Below are 20,060 nucleotides of genomic sequence, written 5' to 3'. Positions count from 1 at the left end.
AATCATGATCTAAAATTATTGCTTCAAAACAACAAACTCACCTAATAAAGGGTTCAAATGTTTAATAAGTTCTGGAATTAGATTTTCTCCGTACTCCAGATACATTTCGGAGAAATTAACATTTCGCTCTTGCAAACTTTGATTAGGAAACAATTCGTTTTGTATACTTGTCAATCGCTGTACGTGATCGCTCAGCTTTAATCGCTGTGCTTTTAGTAATCTTTTTTCTAGCATATCCAATCCCTTCAATTGTTTTACCTCCTGAGCTTTTACTGCATTCAAAAAAGTCACGTCTGTTTGATTTGCTAGTTCATGCATCTCTTTGAACTGTTCCTTTAACTGTAATCTTTGTGGATCAAAATTAATATCAATATTAGATATCTGCCTGACTTTACGATTAATCAATTCGTGTTGCTTCAAGAACAATTCCTCATCAGAGACTTCTAGTTTTTTAATTTTCTGCCCTTGTTTTGTTGTTTGCATTAATACAGAATTACGCAATAACAGCATCGGAAATGGTATTTTCACAGTATCAAAATAGTCTTTTAATTCCAACCAATAAGCAAGCTCACCTCCTCCCCCAATATAACAGAGGTTAGGTAAAATCACTTCTTGATAAAGTGGTCTCATCATAACATTAGGACTAAATCGCTCCGGGGACTCCGACAGTTCTTGTAACAACTCACTTTTGGTCCAAACAATATCTGTATCATTTACAAAATAACGATTTTCCTTTTCTATGATACGTTCTCTTAATCCTTCAGAAAGGTAAAACAGATTAATTTCTCTGGGATTAACTTGTATTTTATATCCCTTAGAAGCTAGTTTTTCGGCTTTAGGCAATACATTATTATATGAAATCTGTTCCTCGAGCTCTCTTTCTACATATGGAATGAAGAGACGTTTTAAATCTTTATCATCTCCATCAACAATAACCAACCCGTATTCTGCAAACAATTCATTTGCCAAATACCTAGTAGCATCCGCAAGATTCTCATGCTTTAAATAAGCTTCCTGGAAAAGAGATTTTAATCGTTCAGCATTTCTTCCCGATCCAATTTCCGAAGAAAACACTTCAAAAACTTTATCCAATCCTTCTGTATCAAAAACCCCTACAGCTCCTCCATCCTTTCGATTCCATTGGATTTTCTTTCCTTTAAAATTAAAATAATTGATTTCCTCAAAATCATGATCTTCTGTAGCCATCCAATATACAGGAACAAAATTATACGTAGGATACTCCTCCTTTAAGACAGAAGCCAAATTAATAGCAGAAACTATTTTATACAAAAAATATAAAGGACCGGTAAAAAGATTTAATTGATGACCTGTAGTTACTGTAAAGGTAGTATCCTTATCCAACAGATCAATATTATTTTGAGTAGTTTCGGAAATATTTACTTTGGTATATTGAGCAAATAAAGCTGCTTTAAGAACTTTTCGATTTTCTGCCGAAAACGACTGTTGTTTCTCCAGAATCTGATCTTCAAAATTATCAAGATTAGGAAACCTATGATAAAACTCTTTAAGCTCAGGATTTTCGTCTAAATAATCACAAATAAAAGATGAAAAGTAATTTGTTACTCTAAACGGAATACAGTCACTTGGCATAGGGTCTTCTTTTTTGATCGATAAATATACATTAGATTGTCTTTGTATCTATTATTTTATATTTTTTTTAATATTCCGTCACTTTACTTTAGAAATATTAAGTATTTCGGAATAACATAAATTCATAAATATGGTGATATCAAATCCTAAATTTTAGTTAATACAATTTATATCCTTAATTTAAGGCGGTATTTTACCAAAATTAAAAGTTCATCAATGAAAAAAATATTCTTAACCCTATTTGTAATTACTACAAGTTGGGGATTCGCTCAAAACAATGTTAAATCTCCAGCACAATTCTTAGGATACGAAATAGGTGACCAATTTACACGTCACGCAGATGTTGTTAACTACTTTAATCACGTAGCTTCTAACTCAGAACTAGTTACCTATCACACTTATGGAAAAACAAATGAAAGAAGGCCTTTAACCTATGCAATTATAACCAGCACAGAAAATCAAAAAAACATAGAAAACATAAGGCTTGATCATCTTAAAAATACAGGTATTGCAGCTGGAAATAGTAATCCAAAAATAGCTATAGTTTGGCTTAGTTATAATGTACACGGTAATGAAGCTTCTAGTACAGAAGCATCTATGAAAACTATATACGAATTGATTACCACTAAAAAAGATTGGTTAAACAATACTGTTGTTATTATGGATCCTTGTGTAAATCCTGATGGTCGAGATAGATATGCTAACTGGTATAATCAAACAAAAGCAACACCATACAGCACAGATCAGAATGCCTCAGAACATAACGAACCTTGGCCTGGCGGAAGACCTAATCATTACCTTTTTGATCTTAATAGAGATTGGGCTTGGGCAACACAGGTAGAATCTTATAGCCGACTAACAGCATATAATAAGTGGATGCCTCATGTCCATGTCGATTTCCATGAGCAAGGTATTAATGAACCTTATTATTTTGCTCCTGCAGCAGAACCGTTCCATGAAATTATAACGCCTTGGCAAAGAGATTTTCAAACACAAATTGGTAAAAATCACGCGAGATATTTTGATGCAGAAGGATGGTTATTCTTTACCAAAGAACGTTTTGATCTTTTGTACCCAAGTTATGGAGATACTTATCCAACTTTTATGGGAGCGATTGGGATGACCTACGAGCAAGCTGGGCACGGACGCGCTGGGTTAGGTATTCAAACAGATGAAGGATATGTTTTGACATTAAAAGATCGAGCATCCCACCATACAACAACTGGTTTATCTACTGTGGAGATTTCGTCAAAAAATGCTGAAAAACTCAATACAGAATTCAAGAAATTTTTTAATAACTCTGGGTTAAAATATAAAAGCTACGTTCTAAATGGCGAAGTTGACAAAATCAATGCGTTAACCAGACTCTTAGATAAACATGAAATAAAATATGGATATACCAATAACGCTAAAATATCAGGTTTTAATTTTAGAGAAAATAAACAAGGAAGTATCAATGCTAATGGAGCATTAGTTGTAAGCACAGATCAACCTAAAGGCAAAATGGTAAAAGTATTATTTGAACCGGATGCTAAATTGAGTGAACCTCTTACATATGACATAACGGCTTGGAGTATTCCTCATGCTTATGGACTAGATGCAATTGCTTCTACTTCATTAATCCCTGCTAATGGAAGTAAAAAAAATAAACAGATTAGTAATACTGCTAATTCTGCTGGAGCCGGATATATAGCAAAATGGAATAGTTTAGATGATGCAAATTTCCTAGCAGACCTTCTGAAAAATAAAATTAGAGTTCGATTTAGTGAAAAAGATTTCGAAAACAACAACGAGAAATTTAAGAAAGGAAGTCTAATTATTACCAAAAGTGATAATAGAAAGACAAAAGATTATGATAAAACAGTTATAGCGATAGCTAATAAACATAATCGAAAATTATATACAACTATTTCTAGTTTTGCATCAAATGGAGTGGACTTTGGCTCGCCAGATGTTAAACTTATTAATAATCAAAAAATTGCAGTTTTAAAAGGAGATTACACTTCATCTTTAAGTTATGGAGAAATCTGGCATTTCTTTGAGCAACAGCTACAATATCCAATTACTTCTATTGATACAGATTATTTTAAAAGAGTCGATTTAGACAAATACGATGTCTTAATTCTTCCTAATGGATATTATGGAGGATACTTGGATAAAAGTTCTCTAGATAAATTAAAAGGATGGATTCGTAGTGGAGGAAAAGTAATTGCGATAGCTAATGCCGTAAATGCATTTGCTAACAAAGATGGTTTTGACCTAAAGAGTAATAAAAACAAACAAGAGAAGAAAGACTCTATTGGTAACCTAATACCATATGATAAACGTGAGCGCGAACGTGTTAAAGACTTTATTACTGGAAGTATTTACAAAACTCAGGTAGACACCTCCCACCCTTTAGCATTTGGGTATGAAGACACTTATTTCAGTCTAAAATTAGGCAGCAGTTCTTATCAATTTTTGCAGGATGGATATAACGTTGCTTATATGAAAGAACCTATAAGTGTTTCAGGTTTCTCTGGTAAAAATGCTTTTAAGAGCCTTAAGAATTCACTAGTTTTTGGCGAAGCTAGAATGGGTAGTGGAAGTATTATTTATATGGTTGACAACCCATTATTTAGATCTTTTTGGGAAAATGGAAAATTATTTTTTGTAAATGCAATCTTCTTTACCAATAATAATAAGTTTAGACTTTAGATAATCGATACATAACTTTGATGTATCAGCTAGATAAGTACATCATAGAAAAACTTGCAAAAACAAATAATTCGATGAATACACAACACATCTCTAAAATACTTTTTGCTATAACTGTTTGTTCGTTAATTTTTATGACCAGTTGCAATAAAAAGAAAGAAACCATGGAAAACACAAATCCAGAAAAAAATACGCCAAATGTATTAATGGAAACATGGACAGGATCTTATGGAGGTACTCCTGCTTTTGACAAAATGAGTATTTCAGATATTAAACCTGCTCTAGAAAAAGGAATGGAATTAAATCTAGAAGACATTGATGCTATCACTAATAATTCTGAAACTCCAACTTTTGACAATACCATTATACCACTCGAAAAATCTGGACAAGAACTAAGTAGAGTTTTTACATATTATGGAATTCTAAGTAGTAATATGTCGTCTCCAGAGTTTAGAAAGATTCAAAAGGAAATGGCTCCTGAATTATCCGATTTTCGATCTAAAATATCTCAAAACGAAGTGTTGTTTCAACGAATTAAAGCAGTTTATGACAATGCTCAAAAACAACCTTTAGAAGCTGATCAACAACGAGTAGTTCAATTGACCTATGAACAATTTGCTATGAACGGTGCAGAGTTAGATCCAGAAAAAAAGAAAAGATATGCTGAGATCAATAAAGAATTATCTGAACTGTATACGAATTTTTCGAATAATATTTTAGCAGATGAAGAAGGATACACAACATATTTAACCAAAGATCAACTGGGAGGTTTATCGGAACCATTGATCAAAGCATATGCTAAAGCGGCTACAGACAAAGGACAGGAGGGCAAATATGCAATAACCAATACAAGATCTTCTATGGATCCGTTTTTGAAGTACTCGACAGAAAGAGAACTTAGAGAAAAAGTCTGGAAAAACTATTATTCTAGAGGAGACAATGGAGATGATAAAGATAATAATGATAATATTGCTAAAATCCTTAAACTAAGGAAAGAACGTGTAGGATTACTAGGTTATAACAATTTTGCGGATTGGCGGTTACAAAATAGAATGGCTAAAAATCCTGAGAATGCAATGACACTAATGAATGCAGTTTGGCCAGCCGCTATCGGACGAGTAAAAGAAGAAGTGGCGGATATGCAATCTGTAGCTAATACCAATAAAGATAATATCACTATCCTGCCTTGGGATTATAGATATTATGCAGAAAAAGTTCGGAAAAAGAAATATGATCTCGATTCTGATGAAGTAAAACAATACTTGCAACTAGGAAAACTAAGAGAAGCTATGTTTTTTGTTGCAGGAGAATTATTCAATTATAAGTTCACTCCTGTTACGGAAGGTAGTGTCCCTGTATTTCATGAAGATGTAAATGTATGGGAAGTAAATGATAAAACCTCTGGAGAGCATATCGGATTATGGTATCTAGATCCATTTGCAAGAACAGGTAAACGTTCTGGTGCTTGGGCAACAACTTACAGAAGTCACACTACATTTGACGGTAAGAAAACAGTCTTAGCGTCCAATAATTCTAATTTTGTAAAACCGGCTCCTGGAGAACCTGTTTTAGTATCTTGGGATGATGCAGAAACATTTTTTCATGAATTTGGTCATGCCCTACATTTTTTCTCTTCAGAAGTAAGGTATCCGACATTAAATGGTGGTGTTCGTGATTACACAGAATTTCAGTCGCAACTATTAGAAAGATGGTTGGCTACAGATAAGGTAATTGACAACTATTTAGTACATTATAAAACTGGTGAACCTATGCCAAAAGAGTTGATAAATAAGGTAAAGAAAGCTGCTACTTTTAATCAAGGATTTGCCACTACAGAGTATTTAGCTTCTGCTCTAATGGATATGAAGTTTCATTTAGCGGATCCATCAGGTCTCGATGTTGATAAATTCGAAAGAGAAACATTAACAGCTTTAAACATGCCTAAAGAATTAGTAATGCGTCATCGAACTCCACATTTTGGACATGTATTTTCCGGAGAAGGATATGCTACAGCGTATTACGGGTATATGTGGGCAGATGTACTTACTTCAGACGCTGCGGAAGCTTTTGCCGAAGCTCCAGGAGGCTTTTATGATAAGGAGCTGGCTTCTAAGTTAGTTAAATATTTATTTGCTCCTAGAAATGCAATAGATCCAGCAGAGGCATATAGATTGTTTCGTGGTCGTGATGCAAAAATAGAAGCTTTAATGAAGGATAGAGGTTTTCCGGTTACAGCTAACTAAAATTAGTATTTAATTATCCCTAGTAATATTAAAAACGCAGAAAGATGAAAAAAGTACCAAACACTACTACTCGGAGAAATTTTCTTAAAGGATCATCAATATTAGCAGCTGGTATTGCAGCGACTCCTTTAATAAGTTTCGCAAATGAAACATCCAATATAGACACATCGGATAATATCTATCTAGTAGGACCACAAAAAGGATATTCCCCACAAGTTGGTACTCTATTATCTACAATGACTATGATGAGAGCTTGGGTTATTAGAACTGTAAAGGATCTCACTGTGGAGCAATTAGATTTTCAGATTGATGAACAATCTAATTCTATTGGTGCTATGTTATTGCATCTCGCTGCAACAGAAAGATACTATCAACTTAATACTTTTGATCAAATTTCTTGGGGTAAATGGGATGATGACATAAAAAAAGAATGGGATATCGCCAGTGGTCTTGGTAAAAAAGGAAGGGAAATAATCAAAGGAAACTCTGTTGATTATTATCTTCAAACATTAAATGAAGTTAGAGAAATTACCAAAAAAGAATTTGCAAAAAGAGACGATAAGTGGATTATGAAATCTGAACCTTTTTTTGGCAATCAGCCTACTAATAATTATGCGAAGTGGTTTCACGTATGTGAGCATGAATCAAACCATCGTGGCCAAATAAAATTTATTATTAAACGACTTCCAGCTTAACAAAGTAAATGGATAAAAATGTACAGTTAAAACCTGAAAAAATAATTGATACGATTACTTTGTTAGAAAAACGTATTGAAGATAGATTTCCTAATTCAGGTTTAAAAAAAGTATGTCATAATTTTCTACAGATCACACTAGATAGTAAGCAAAATATAGATTGGATTTCTAAACCCAATCTAGCATTGAGAGCTTTTGCTTATCTTGTTATTCTTATCGGATTAGGAGGGTTAATTTATAGTATTACCTACGTAGATTTAGAAATAAAAAATACAACACTCGGAAATATTGTTTCTTTGTCGGAAGCTATATTTAATGATATAGTACTTATTGGCGCAGCAATTTTCTTTTTGGTAACTCTAGAATCCAGACTAAAAACTAAACGAGCACTTAGGGCTTTAAATGAACTTCGAGGTATAGCGCATGTGATTGACATGCATCAACTTACCAAAGATCCTAATCTAACCGATCTACCGGAATCGGCAACAGAAAACTCACCTAAACGAACTTTTACTAGGTTTGAACTTCAACGGTATTTAGATTATTGTTCAGAAGCGATGGCATTGGTAGGAAAAGTAGCCGCTCTTTATTCCCAAAGTTTACCAGATGAAAATGTAGTACAGGCAGCAAATGAAATCGAAATACTTACAACTGGATTGAGCAGAAAAATATGGCAAAAGCTTATAATTTTAAATGAATCAAATACCCCTAAACGTAAACTATAAAATGGCTTATAACATTGTTCTTATAGAACCCGAAATACATACCAATACAGGAAATATTGGACGATTAAGTTTAGCATCGGGATCAAATTTACATCTGGTTAAACCATTTGGTTTCGAATTAAGTGATAAGAGATTAAAACGAGCTGGTCTGGATTATTGGAAACACATTTCACTAAATATATATGAAAATATAGATGAGTTCTTATCCATAAATAAAGGCAAGAAAATGGCGTTTTTTTCTAGCCACGGAAAAACTGATCATTGGTCTATTGACTATGAAGATGATATGTTTCTTATTTTTGGAAAAGAATCAGCTGGTTTACCCGCTGAAATTATAGAAGCTAATTCAGATAACACTTACAAAATACCAATATTCGATAAACATATCAGAAGTTTAAACCTTGCCAATGCTGTTAGTATTATAGTATATGAAGGACTTAGAAACCTGAACACATAGTATACCTTATTTCAAAAATCATAACAATTCATCAATTATGAAAACAGTCAAAACCCTATCAATCATATTTTTATCCTTAGGACTCTTTACTTCCTGTAAAAAAGATACAACTATTGTCGACGAAAACACTGAGCAGCCTGGAGAAACAAAAGAATTTAAGGTAGATTTCGAAAAATTCACTTTAGATAATGGCTTACAAGTTATTTTTCATTTAGATCACTCTGATCCTGTAGTTGCAGTAGCTTTGACAGCTCATGTGGGTTCTGCTAGAGAAATCGAAGGAAGAACTGGTTTTGCTCATCTATTTGAACATCTATTATTCCTTGAGTCAGAAAATCTTGGAAAAGGAGGACTTGATAAAATGAGTGCACGTATTGGAGGGTCTGGAGCAAATGGCTCTACTAGTAGAGACCGTACAAATTATTTTCAAACAGTACCAAAAGATGCATTAGAAAAAATGATCTGGGCGGAAGCAGACAAACTGGGGTTCTTTATAAACACCGTTACCGACCCTGTTTTAGCTAAAGAAAAACAAGTGGTAAAAAATGAAAAACGTCAAAGTGTAGATAATCGCCCTTATGGACACGTATCTTATGTGATTGATAAAAATATGTTTCCAAAAAATCACCCGTACAATTGGCAAGTAATAGGGTCTCTAGAAGACCTCCAAAATGCTACACTACAGGATGTAAAAGATTTTTACAACAAATGGTACGTACCCAATAATGTAACACTAACTGTTGCCGGAGATTTCAATATGGCTCAGGCAAAAGAATGGGTTCACAAGTATTTTGATGAGATTAAAAAAGGGGAAGATATCAAACCTCTAAAAAAACAACCTGCATCATTAACTGAAACTAAGAAATTATACTATGAGGATAATTTCGCAAGACTTCCTCAACTAACAATGACGTGGCCTGCAGTACACCAATACCATCCGGATTCTTACGCATTAGATGTATTATCTAGTTATTTATCGGAAGGAAAAAAAGCTCCATTCAATAAGGTAATTGTGGAAGATAAACAACTAGCACCTAATGTTACCATGTTTCATTACGGGTCCGAATTAGCGGGTCAATTCCGATTAATTGTAAGAGGATTCGAAAAAGTAAACCTGAATGAAATCGACAAAGCAATACAAGAGTCTTTTACAAAATTCGAAACAGAAGGTATTTCTCAGGAAGACCTAGATAGAATAAAAGCAGGTTTAGAAACTAATTTTTATAATAGTCTATCCAGTGTATTAGGTAAAGGATTTCAATTAGCACAATATGAAATCTTTGCTGGTGACCCAGGTTTTATAAATCAAGATATTAAAAACATACTTGCTGTAACTACAGATGATATTATGCGAGTATATAATAAGTATATCAAAGAGAAACATTTTGTAGCTACCAGTTTTGTTCCTGTAGGACAAACGGAGCTGATTCTTAATAACTCTACATTAGCGGAAGTAGTAGAAGAAAAAATTGTAGAAGGTGCTGAAGAGAACTTTGATTCGAGTATTACAGCTACTTATGAAAAGACACCTTCTAGTTTTGATAGATCAGTAGAACCAATATATGGAGATACTCCAAAAGTAACTATTCCAGAAGTATGGGAGGATAATTTAACTTCTGGTCTAAAAGTATATGGTATCGAAAATGATGAAGTTCCATTAGTACAATTCAGAATGAATATAAGAGGTGGATTACTCTTAGAAAAAGCTGATAAGGTTGGAGTTTCTAACCTATTGGCTGATTTAATGTTAAAAGGAACAAAAAACAAAACAGCAGAAGAATTAGAAAATGCTATTGAAAGTCTTGGAGCAATCTTAAATATCTATGCTACAGATGAAAATATTGTTCTTAGCGGTAGTACACTCTCTAAAAACTATGACAAAACGGTAAAACTTATTCAGGAAATTCTATTAGAACCAAGATGGGATGAAAAAGAATTTGGATTAATTAAACAAAGTGTTATAAGCCAAATACAACAAGAAAAAGCAAGTCCGCGTAGTATCGCCGGAAATGAGTATGCTAAATTAATTTATGGAAAAGACCACATACTTTCACATAATAATTTGGGCACCGAAAATTCTATAAAAAAGATTACCATAGAAGATCTGAAGCTATATTATACTGCAAATATTTCTCCATCAGTAACTAAATTACATATTGCAGGTGATATCTCTAAAAACAATGCTATTTCATTTCTTTCAGATCTTAATAAAAAATGGGCACCTAGAGACGTTCTATTTCCAGATCTATTAACTCCAAAAGCACCTGAAAGATCAAAAGTATATTTCTATGATGTTCCCGGTGCAAAACAATCTATGCTTCGTTTTGGTTACCCTGCTATGAACGCTACGGATAAAAACTATTACCCAGTACGTATCATGAACTACCGATTAGGTGGTGGCGGATTCGCATCTCAACTTACGCAACAGTTAAGAGAAGGTAAAGGATATACGTATGGTATTCGTTCTGGTTTTTCGGGTACCCCTACATTTGGATCTTTTTTAATCTCCAGTGGAGTGAGATCTAATGTTACTTATGAATCTGCTAGTTTAATAAAAGAAATATTAGAAAGCTATGGGCCGAATTATAATAATGAAGATCTAGAAATAACAAAAAGCTCTCTAATTAAAAGTAATGCTAGAGCTTCAGAAACTTTGGGAGCTAAACTGAATATTTTAAACAATATTAGTTCATTACAATACCCTACAGATTATATTACCAAACGTGAAGCCATTGTAAATAATATGACTGTGGAAGAAATCAAAAAGCTTTCCGATCAATACTTAGACCCGAACAAGATGATATATTTGGTAGTTGGTGATGCCAAAACTCAATTGAAAAAATTGGAACAACTTGGATTTGGAACACCGATACTGTTGAATGAAGAAAACGAAGTTGTAAAAGATTAATACAATTTTAAGCTTATAAAAAAAGAAGCGCAAAAACAATAATTAAACTTACAGAAACTAATTAAAAAGCAGATAACTCTAACAGTTATTATACTTTATTAAAGAGTATTGAATACAAAAGTGGCATATCGCAAACTGAAATATATGAAGCAGCAGGGCTACAAAAGACACTAGAGGCTTTTTTCCTGCTGCTAAAATCAATAAAATATCATTGAAATAACATCTTTATATGGTAATCTTCTATATCAAACAGAACCCTATCCGGTGATTAAGGATCACTTAGATAAGATAGCTAATAAGATTTTTGAAGGTTTTATAGAAAATCAATATGTAATTTTTCGAGAAATAAACAATTACCACCCAAACCATCTAGGTACACCTATAGAACAATTAAAACAACTCAATCTAACTATTAATGATTGCAGAATAACCATTGCTAATGAATATGGACTAAGAATCTATAGAACAGCTAAAAGATTATTATGATCAAAATTTTGAAAAAGCTGTCAATTTTATTGTTAATGGAAATTTCGAAGAATTAAAAAAGCTGGTAAATTTATATCCAGAATTAACCATTAAAAGATCAAAATACGGTCATAAAGCAACGCTATTAATTTATGCAGCTAGTAATGGTGTAGAAATGTCGAGACAGAAAGCCCCTAGAAATCTTCCGAAAATAACACGATTTTTAATTGATCTAGGTGCAGATATTAATGCTACTATTTATGTATATGGTGGATATTTTTATACAATTGACTTGCTCAAATCAAACACTCCTCCAATTAAAGCGAGTGTTAGAAATGAAATTATGATGATTTTAGAAGAGAAACGATAGAAAACAATCTATAAAATAACATACATAATCAACTAATTTGAGATGATTATATTCAAATAACGAGGTTTTCTAAATTTCAGGATTAACAACTACACAAAAAAGGGGAATTTATACATATGAAAGCTTTAACTACATTAACTTTTATTAAAAAATAATTATTAAAATACATATTTTATTGATAATAATATAATTTAAATTCATTTTAAGGCTTCAATATTACCATATTGTTAACTTAAGGGTTTTTGCTCTTTTATTACATTCTCAGTACAAACATCTAAAAGTTGCATATAATTTATAGATTCATTTCAATACGATATTAAATATTGAATGTTTTCTCTTTTTTGTTGAAGACTAAACATCGTGTTTTCCCCATAAAGCCCGTAAACAAAGGGCTGTTAAGATAATTTTATGATTTACATTGAGTTTTTTGAATACATTTGCACTCGATTTTGAAAAAGTAGAACAAAAACATAAATAATTTTTACTAAAATGATCAAAAAAATCCCATTTCTGTTTATGCTAGTTATCGCACTTGCATCTTGTGAAAAATCTTCAATTGAAGAAGAAACATTTAGTGAAGAAAATGATAAACCAGAGATCGTACATATCCATGAAGAAGATAATCATGGACTAGGAGACTAAAAATATAATACCTCAAAATAAAATTAAAATAATAAAACAAATCAAAATGAAAAAATTTACATTCTTATTAGTATTCGCATTAGCTACAACATTCGTTTCTTGTGAAAACGAAACAATCGAAAGTCAAGTTTTCAATGAAGAAGAAAACAATAACAATGACAACGAAAATGACACAGATGACGAAAACACTGACGGTGATATTATTATCGACGGTAACAACTAGTCATAACAGATCTCTTTTTTAGTAAAAAAGAGTAGGTTTTAATAAAAAAAGGGAAAGCTAAATTAGGCTTTCCCTTTTTTTATTAATGCTTTTTGATTAGCGTATTTTCTATATAATTAAAACCAATTAACTATAAATTATTCTATTTATGATTATATAGATCGTATATTAACAACAAATAGAATTACTTACTATTAAAAAATGACTTCTATTAAGACGTACAAACTCATTGATGAAAGAAATAATCAAATAGTTTTTGACATCAAAAAAATGGAAGACATTTATAATAAATCAGCAGGCAAAGTTGATTTACCCCACAGACATGATTTTTATATTATCATTTTGACCTCTAAAGCTCAAGGGATTCATATTATAGATTTTAATGAATTTTTATTAAAAGATCGACAAGTTTTCTTTTTAAGCCCAGGACAAGTTCATCAAATTAGAGAAACACAAAAACCTGATGGTTGGGTAATTACATTTTCCAGACAATTTTTAGTAAAGAATGATATCGATTATCGTTTTATAGAAGATATTAACCTTTTTCAAGACTATGGATACACTCCTCCTCTCCTTTTAAATGCAGAACAACTAAAACAATTGAATTCTTATAGTGCTCAGATTTTCGAAACACACCATTCTATTACTAAGTTTAAATCAGAAATGATAGGAGCACTATTAAAACTTTTTTTGATCTACAGTAATAATATTTGTGATATTCACACAAAAGATCCACAGCAATTACATGCAGGATCTATGATACTTAAAGAATTTAAGAATCTAGTAGAAAAGCATTTTTCCGAATGGCATAAAGTACATGAATATGCCAAAGCGCTGCATGTTACGCCAGACCATTTAAACAGAACTATAAAATCCCTTATAGGCAAAACAGCCAAAGAATATTTACAATCTAGAATTATTATTGCTGCTAAAAGGTTATTAAGCTTTTCTGATAAAACAACGAAAGAAATTGGATATAATCTTGGCTTTAATGAACCAGCTAATTTTAGTAATTTCTTTAAAAAATGCACCGGAGTTTCACCCTCTAATTTTAAGCAAAAACACTAAAGGTCGGATTTTTACAACATTCCTCCGTATTCTCATATTTTAAATCCTTAGATAAAAACTCACCTTTGTAAAAGAATTATAAAGAAAGGATACATTATGAAAACGATCATCCATAAATCAGATACTAGAGGAACTGCCAATTTTGGTTGGTTAAACTCTTACCATACTTTTAGTTTTGGAAATTATTACAACCCAGAAAGAATGAGCTTTGGAGCTCTAAGAGTACTAAATGACGATACCGTATCAGCAGGAAAAGGATTTGGAAAACATCCTCATGATAACATGGAAATCATTTCCATTCCACTTGAAGGTGATTTAGAACATCAAGATAGTATGGGAAACACAACCGTTATCAAACAAGGAGATATTCAGGTAATGAGTGCCGGAACCGGTGTATTTCATAGTGAATACAATAAGAACCTTGACAAGGAAGTAAAATTCTTACAAATATGGATTACTCCAAACCAAAAGAACGTTACTCCTAGATATGATCAAATTACCATTAGAGATAATGATATTAAAAACAACTTATACCAGATTTTATCTCCTAATCAAGAAGATGATGGTGTATGGATTCATCAAAATGCTTGGTTTCATTTAGGCAAATTAGAAAAAGGAAGTACACATACATATACGCTAAATGACAAAAAAAACGGTGTATACGCTTTTATACTAGAAGGAAATATATCTCTAGAAAACAATTTATTAGAAAAGAGGGATGGACTAGGGATCTGGGATGTTGAACAACTGCAAATCACGTCAAATGAATCTTCAAAAATACTATTAATGGAAATTCCTATAACGCTTTAAACCCTAAACATATGGGACTATTTTGAAACTATTTAAAGTATGGTTCGTATATCTTAAATAAGGTGGAGGTTTGAAACTAAAAAAATCAGATCTCTTTTAGTTTATTTTTTTTAATCTTCAAATAACTACTACAACCTAAACAAATACATTATAATCAAACTATTCATGTTTTCACGTCACAAAAATCAATGAAACATAATATTTAAACCTCAATATTATCAAATTGTTAAGTTTAAAGTTTTTTGAAGAAAAACAGCAATGTACTTATTTCAATAAAAACCTAAAAATAATACATTCAAACCTTACTTTTTCCAACTATATTATTAATACCTCAACCCTTACCTTTATTGAGTTACGAAAACCTTAAACTACTATTTCTTTCAATTTCAAAAACGCAGTTAGCGTTAACTAAAATTAAGAATTTCGTATCTCTTTTTTAAATACTTTTGCGCCCGAATAAAATTAAATTAAAAAAATAGCGTTTACTATAAGACTTTGTCCCTTAATAAAATAAAGTAATAAAGTTCTCTTATAAATTAGAATTAGCCAAAAAATCTAAAGAGTATACGCAACAAAATCGAGGATCATCGTATCCTCGATTTTTTTTTGTTTTAAACTGTAAATTTAATTGGTTCTTACTGTCTATAATATACTTCACTTTTAGGCAAATCAATAAAATATATTGAAACATACCGCAAATTGAATACTAAACAAAATTGAGTCTACTATTAGCATATAACGCGCCAAAGTATCGTAATAAAAGACATAGATAATATCACTACTAAACTAACTTTAATTATAACGGATTAATCAAGAGAAACCAGGGAAATAATATTGGATACCGATTACAAATAAATAATTAAACAACTTCTCCATATAAATCAAAATCCTCTGCTTCATATATCTTAACAGTTGTATATTCTCCTGTTTTTAGATAAAACTTAGAAGCATCTATCAAAACCTCGTTATCAACATCAGGAGAATCAAACTCGGTTCTACCTACAAAGTATTGTCCTTCTTTACGATCAACAACCACTTTAAACTCCTGTCCTATCTTCTGTTGATTTAATTCCCAAGAGATTTGTGACTGTATCTCCATTATCTCATTGGCACGGTCCATTTTTACTTCTTCTGGCACATCATCTTCAAGATTAAAAGCATGTGTGTTTTCTTCATGAGAATATGTAAAACAACCTAAGCGCTCAAAACGCATTTCTTTTACCCAATCTCTTAACGTCTCGAAATCCTCTTGTGTTTCTCCAGGATACCCGACAATCAAAGTCGTACGAATTGTCATTTCCGGAACAGCTGCTCTAAATTCTTTTAAGAGCTTTGTAGTTTTAGCCTTAGTAGTTCCTCTTCGCATTGATTTCAGAATAGGATCAGCTATATGCTGTAAAGGAATATCTATGTAATTACAGATCTTAGGTTCCTTTCTCATTACTTCTAACACTTCCATTGGAAATCCTGTAGGAAATGCATAATGTAATCGAATCCATTCTATTCCATCAACCTTTACCAATGCGCGAAGTAAATCTGCTAATTTTCTTTCCTTATATAAATCTAACCCATAATACGTTAAATCCTGAGCAATCAATACTAATTCTTTTACTCCATTGGCAGCCAATTTCTCCGCTTCAGTTACTAATCCTTCTATAGGAGTTGACTTATGCTTACCCCGCATTAATGGAATAGCACAAAAGGAACAAGGACGATCACAACCCTCTGCAATTTTTAAATATGCATAGTTTTTAGGTGTAGTTGTTAATCTTTCTCCTATAAGTTCATGTTTATAATCTGCTCCCAAAGCCTTTAATAAACCGGGAAGCTCAGTAGTACCAAAATACTGATCAACATCTGGAATTTCCTTTTGTAAATCCGGCTTATATCTTTCTGATAAACAACCTGTAACAAAAACTTTATCTACAACACCTTGATCTTTTTTCTGTACGTACTCTAAAATAGTATTAACAGATTCTTCTTTAGCATTTGCTATAAAACCACAAGTGTTAATCACAACAACATTTCCTTCTTCTTCATGAACTACTTCTTTATTGTTGGCCTTTAGTTGTCCCATAAGAACCTCACTATCATACACATTCTTGCTACAACCCAATGTAACTACATTGATCTTATTCTTTTTTAAAGTCTTTGTTCTCATATCTTCTGAATAAAGGTGTGCAAAGATACAATGAATAACTAAAGTTTTAGTACATAATTAATAATTAAGTCAATCCCTTAAAAAAATGGAAACTAAACCTTTTGTATATTGTATAGTCTAATGTTCATAATCCCCAAGCTATGAAAAACAAAGTCATTCTATTTCTACTTTTTTTATCTATAAGTTTACTTTCTTGTTCAGATGCTACGGATGAAGTTATTAGCGTTGAACCAAATCCAGATCAAGACAACTTATATTTTCCTCCAATTGCTTCTGAGGAATGGGATACTACTGCAATTATTGACTTGGAATGGAACGTTAATGCAGAACAACCTCTTTATGATTTTCTTGAAGAAAAAAACTCCAAAGCGTTTATCATTCTCAAAAACGGAAAAATTGTAATTGAAAAATATTTTAATGGAGGCACAGCTTCTGATAATAATCCCTGGTACTCTGCAGGAAAAACATTGACGGCTTTTACCGTAGGATTAGCACAACAAGAAGGTTTGCTTGAAATCGATCATAATTCTGCTTCCTACTTAGGTAATGAGTGGGCAGATATTACTAATGATCAACAAAGTAATATCACAATTAGAAATCACCTGACAATGACAACAGGTTTAGATTATAACATTTCTAATCAAAATTGTACTGATTTTGATTGTCTTCTATACCTCAATGAAGCAGGAAGTTTCTGGTATTATCATAATGCTGCATACACATTACTTTCAGATATTGTTGCAGGTGCATCGAATATGGAATATAACGCTTATTTTGATTCTAGGTTAAAAAATAAAATTGGCATGACTGGCGCTTGGATACGTCTAGGGTATGCTAATATATATTATAGTACAGCAAGAAGTATGGCTCGTTTTGGTCTTCTTAATCTTAACAAGGGAACTTGGGATAGCAATCAAATTCTTACTGATCAAAACTATTTTACAGAAATGACTACTGCCTCTCAAAACCACAATAAATCATATGGATATTTATGGTGGTTAAATGGTAAATCAAGTTTTAGGGCACCTGCATTTGAAACTGAATTTCCTGGAGAATTAATGCCTGATGCACCAGAAGATCTTATTGCTGGATTAGGGAAAAATGATCAAAAATTATATGTAGTTCCTAGTCAAAACCTAGTAATTGTAAGGATGGGTGATGATTCTGGAGAATCACTACTTGGTCCATCGAGTTTTGATAATGATTTGTGGATTAAAATTAATGCGCTGATCAATTAGTTATACTTTTCAGGGATATTACGCTCTTTAGAAATTAACTCATACCCATACCCCAATTGCAGTAAATTATCTTCTAACATAGGTTTTGCAATAAAAGTAAGCCCTTTGGGCTCGCCTTTATTCGTATATCCCATAGGTACAGTTAAAGCAGGATATTTAGCCACGGCGGCATAACCAGCATGATAGTTATTTATGGACAATATAACATCTAGATTATATGTATCAATCTGCGAATCAAAATATTCACGAGCCGCAACCTTAAGATCTTCTTTTATTTTTTTTACACCCTTTGAAGAAGTAGTGTCTTTTAAAATTCCCTCAAATATGCCTTGCCCATAAGGAATTCTAGTAAGTGTATCTTCTAAATTAAATGCCATTACATCTTCTATAGTCTTTATATTTATATTATTGCTTGCATATAAATCAACATATTCTGTAAGATCATTTTTCATGTCTACATTGAGAATACTAAGAAACCTTGGTAATGGAGGTTGTTTCGGGTCAACTTCTATAATCTCTCCACCTGCAATTTTAATCTTATCAATCGCCTGCAGATATAAAGAATCATTCAAAAAGGTTTTAATAACTCCAAACCGTTTTCCCTTAACAGTCGAGTTTTTCATCAATTCCATAAAATCTTTTTCAGAAGAAACAGAAGCCAAATCATTTAGATCCTTACCCGTCATTGCATCTAATAAAATAGCATTATCTATCACACTCTTTGTCATCGGCCCTGGAGTATCCAAAGTACTAGATATAGGAACAATACCTGATCTGCTTAATACTCCAATTGTAGGCTTCAAACCTACAACAGAATTCTGACTAGAAGGTGATAAAATAGATCCACTCGTCTCTGTTCCGACTGCGGCAACACAAAAATTTGCAGCAACAACAACACCACTGCCAGAACTTGACCCTCCACTTTCGAAAACCATTCTACCATATGGATTAAGAGTTTGACCTCCAATCGCACTATACCCAACAGGACAACCAATACAAAGGAAATATGCCCATTCACTAAGATTTGCTTTACCTAAAATCAATGCATTTTGATCTAATAAACGTCTAGTTATAAAAGCATTATCCGTTTTATTCTTTTGTAACACAACAGCCCCAGCAGTTGTATACATATTTTTCGCACCAATATTATCTTTCAATATAATTGGCATTCCAAAAACTGAATTAGCATCAATGGTGTTTTTATCCATTTTATCTAATGCTCTTGCTTGTTTTATAACTTTTGGATTTAGGGATATCACAGCATTTAAAGAAAGAGCATTATTACTCTCAAACTTCCGAATTCGATAAATATAGAATTTGGTCAATTCCTCATATGATAGTTTACCATCTTTTACACTCTGCTGAATAGAAGGTATATCTTTCTCTAAGATATATTCTTTTAATCTATTATAATCTTTTACGGAAAAATAATCCAACTCAGATTCTAAATCTTTCCATATATTATTTTTATTTAAAACTTTAGAATTTATAAGTTTCAAATGCATTCTTGATTGTTCAAGCTTTTTTGTCGATTCTAAATCTTTAGTTTCATTATAAGACTTCCAAACCACTTTAGGTTCTTTCGCTTTTTTTGGTTCTTCCTTTTCTTCTTTACAAGAAATAAAGACCAAAAGCGATATTAAAAAATATAGTAATTTCTTCATTAAATGGGAATTATCAAGGTATTTCTAAAATTCAAAATATAAAAAAAAGGTGCTATGATTAGAACATAACACCTTTTTAACTA

General features: G+C 32.1%; 16 protein-coding genes. 13 read left to right on the top strand and 3 right to left on the bottom strand.

Features of this window, described 5'->3' with window-relative positions; translation table 11 throughout:
- Positions 1 to 15: 15 nt before the first annotated feature.
- Positions 16 to 1,611 (bottom strand): bacillithiol biosynthesis cysteine-adding enzyme BshC, encoded by a 1,596-nt coding sequence (bshC, locus tag BMY33_RS16595; protein WP_091410641.1) that lies wholly within the window; start codon positions 1,609 to 1,611, stop codon positions 16 to 18.
- 216 nt (positions 1,612 to 1,827) lie between these two features.
- Between bshC and BMY33_RS16590 the strand changes: the two genes are divergently transcribed.
- From BMY33_RS16590 to BMY33_RS16545, 12 genes are all read left to right on the top strand, one after another.
- Entirely contained in the window at positions 1,828 to 4,308 is a 2,481-nt protein-coding gene (locus BMY33_RS16590) for a M14 family metallopeptidase (RefSeq protein ID WP_091410639.1), read from the top strand.
- A 74-nt stretch (positions 4,309 to 4,382) separates the two neighbouring features.
- A complete protein-coding gene (locus BMY33_RS16585) occupies positions 4,383 to 6,551 on the top strand; it encodes a M3 family metallopeptidase (RefSeq protein WP_091410971.1) in 2,169 nt (722 codons plus the stop codon).
- 44 nt (positions 6,552 to 6,595) lie between these two features.
- A complete protein-coding gene (locus tag BMY33_RS16580) occupies positions 6,596 to 7,246 on the top strand; it encodes a DinB family protein (protein ID WP_091410637.1) in 651 nt (216 codons plus the stop codon).
- 8 nt (positions 7,247 to 7,254) lie between these two features.
- The gene (locus tag BMY33_RS16575; protein WP_091410635.1) at positions 7,255 to 7,971 is read left to right on the top strand and encodes a hypothetical protein; all 717 of its coding nucleotides are present in this window, start codon (positions 7,255 to 7,257) and stop codon (positions 7,969 to 7,971) included.
- 1 nt (position 7,972) lies between these two features.
- On the top strand, positions 7,973 to 8,428 hold the full coding sequence (locus tag BMY33_RS16570; protein WP_091410633.1) for a tRNA (cytidine(34)-2'-O)-methyltransferase: 456 nt from the start codon (positions 7,973 to 7,975) through the stop codon (positions 8,426 to 8,428).
- Between the two features lie 37 nt (positions 8,429 to 8,465).
- A complete protein-coding gene (locus BMY33_RS16565) occupies positions 8,466 to 11,336 on the top strand; it encodes a M16 family metallopeptidase (protein WP_091410631.1) in 2,871 nt (956 codons plus the stop codon).
- 264 nt (positions 11,337 to 11,600) lie between these two features.
- A complete protein-coding gene (locus tag BMY33_RS16560; RefSeq protein WP_091410629.1) occupies positions 11,601 to 11,822 on the top strand; it encodes a hypothetical protein in 222 nt (73 codons plus the stop codon).
- Positions 11,823 to 11,976: 154 nt separating this feature from the next.
- Positions 11,977 to 12,171, top strand: coding sequence for a hypothetical protein (locus BMY33_RS16555; RefSeq protein WP_091410627.1), 195 nt, complete (start codon positions 11,977 to 11,979; stop codon positions 12,169 to 12,171).
- Positions 12,172 to 12,660: 489 nt separating this feature from the next.
- Positions 12,661 to 12,813 carry a hypothetical protein gene (locus BMY33_RS23550; RefSeq protein WP_170837105.1) on the top strand — a complete coding sequence of 51 codons (153 nt, stop codon included), beginning with the start codon at positions 12,661 to 12,663 and terminating at the stop codon, positions 12,811 to 12,813.
- Positions 12,814 to 12,859: 46 nt separating this feature from the next.
- Positions 12,860 to 13,036 carry a hypothetical protein gene (locus BMY33_RS23545; RefSeq protein WP_170837104.1) on the top strand — a complete coding sequence of 59 codons (177 nt, stop codon included), beginning with the start codon at positions 12,860 to 12,862 and terminating at the stop codon, positions 13,034 to 13,036.
- A gap of 201 nt (positions 13,037 to 13,237) precedes the next feature.
- Positions 13,238 to 14,104: a helix-turn-helix domain-containing protein gene (locus tag BMY33_RS16550; protein WP_091410625.1), complete on the top strand. Its 867-nt coding sequence runs from the start codon at positions 13,238 to 13,240 to the stop codon at positions 14,102 to 14,104.
- Positions 14,105 to 14,200: 96 nt separating this feature from the next.
- The gene (locus BMY33_RS16545) at positions 14,201 to 14,914 is read left to right on the top strand and encodes a pirin family protein (protein ID WP_091410623.1); all 714 of its coding nucleotides are present in this window, start codon (positions 14,201 to 14,203) and stop codon (positions 14,912 to 14,914) included.
- An 859-nt stretch (positions 14,915 to 15,773) separates the two neighbouring features.
- On the opposite strand, the gene rimO is transcribed toward BMY33_RS16545, so the two are convergent.
- Positions 15,774 to 17,075: a 30S ribosomal protein S12 methylthiotransferase RimO gene (gene rimO / locus BMY33_RS16540; RefSeq protein WP_091410622.1), complete on the bottom strand. Its 1,302-nt coding sequence runs from the start codon at positions 17,073 to 17,075 to the stop codon at positions 15,774 to 15,776.
- A gap of 140 nt (positions 17,076 to 17,215) precedes the next feature.
- Here rimO and BMY33_RS16535 point away from each other — a divergent pair, with 140 nt between their 5' ends.
- Complete coding sequence (locus BMY33_RS16535) at positions 17,216 to 18,313, top strand: serine hydrolase domain-containing protein (RefSeq protein ID WP_091410620.1); 1,098 nt, start codon at positions 17,216 to 17,218, stop codon at positions 18,311 to 18,313.
- Here the strand turns inward: BMY33_RS16535 and BMY33_RS16530 are convergent.
- Positions 18,310 to 19,977 (bottom strand): amidase family protein, encoded by a 1,668-nt coding sequence (locus BMY33_RS16530; RefSeq protein ID WP_091410619.1) that lies wholly within the window; start codon positions 19,975 to 19,977, stop codon positions 18,310 to 18,312. The two genes, BMY33_RS16535 and BMY33_RS16530, sit on opposite strands and share 4 nt — an antisense overlap.
- Positions 19,978 to 20,060: the final 83 nt, after the last annotated feature.

Source organism: Aquimarina amphilecti (genome assembly GCF_900109375.1).
GTDB lineage: Bacteria > Bacteroidota > Bacteroidia > Flavobacteriales > Flavobacteriaceae > Aquimarina > Aquimarina amphilecti.
The sequence above is the reverse complement of the archived record's forward strand: the minus strand, read 5'-3'. Positions and strand labels throughout refer to the sequence as shown.

Bases quoted from the DNA above. Each gene is read 5' to 3' on its own strand.
- bshC (WP_091410641.1), bottom strand. From the start codon at position 1,611: ATGCCAAGTGACTGTATTCCGTTTAGAGTAACAAATTACTTTTCATCT.
- BMY33_RS16590 (WP_091410639.1), top strand. From the start codon at position 1,828: ATGAAAAAAATATTCTTAACCCTATTTGTAATTACTACAAGTTGGGGA.
- BMY33_RS16585 (WP_091410971.1), top strand. From the start codon at position 4,383: ATGAATACACAACACATCTCTAAAATACTTTTTGCTATAACTGTTTGT.
- BMY33_RS16580 (WP_091410637.1), top strand. From the start codon at position 6,596: ATGAAAAAAGTACCAAACACTACTACTCGGAGAAATTTTCTTAAAGGA.
- BMY33_RS16575 (WP_091410635.1), top strand. From the start codon at position 7,255: ATGGATAAAAATGTACAGTTAAAACCTGAAAAAATAATTGATACGATT.
- BMY33_RS16570 (WP_091410633.1), top strand. From the start codon at position 7,973: ATGGCTTATAACATTGTTCTTATAGAACCCGAAATACATACCAATACA.
- BMY33_RS16565 (WP_091410631.1), top strand. From the start codon at position 8,466: ATGAAAACAGTCAAAACCCTATCAATCATATTTTTATCCTTAGGACTC.
- BMY33_RS16555 (WP_091410627.1), top strand. From the start codon at position 11,977: ATGTCGAGACAGAAAGCCCCTAGAAATCTTCCGAAAATAACACGATTT.
- BMY33_RS23550 (WP_170837105.1), top strand. From the start codon at position 12,661: ATGATCAAAAAAATCCCATTTCTGTTTATGCTAGTTATCGCACTTGCA.
- BMY33_RS23545 (WP_170837104.1), top strand. From the start codon at position 12,860: ATGAAAAAATTTACATTCTTATTAGTATTCGCATTAGCTACAACATTC.
- BMY33_RS16550 (WP_091410625.1), top strand. From the start codon at position 13,238: ATGACTTCTATTAAGACGTACAAACTCATTGATGAAAGAAATAATCAA.
- BMY33_RS16545 (WP_091410623.1), top strand. From the start codon at position 14,201: ATGAAAACGATCATCCATAAATCAGATACTAGAGGAACTGCCAATTTT.
- rimO (WP_091410622.1), bottom strand. From the start codon at position 17,075: ATGAGAACAAAGACTTTAAAAAAGAATAAGATCAATGTAGTTACATTG.
- BMY33_RS16535 (WP_091410620.1), top strand. From the start codon at position 17,216: ATGAAAAACAAAGTCATTCTATTTCTACTTTTTTTATCTATAAGTTTA.
- BMY33_RS16530 (WP_091410619.1), bottom strand. From the start codon at position 19,977: ATGAAGAAATTACTATATTTTTTAATATCGCTTTTGGTCTTTATTTCT.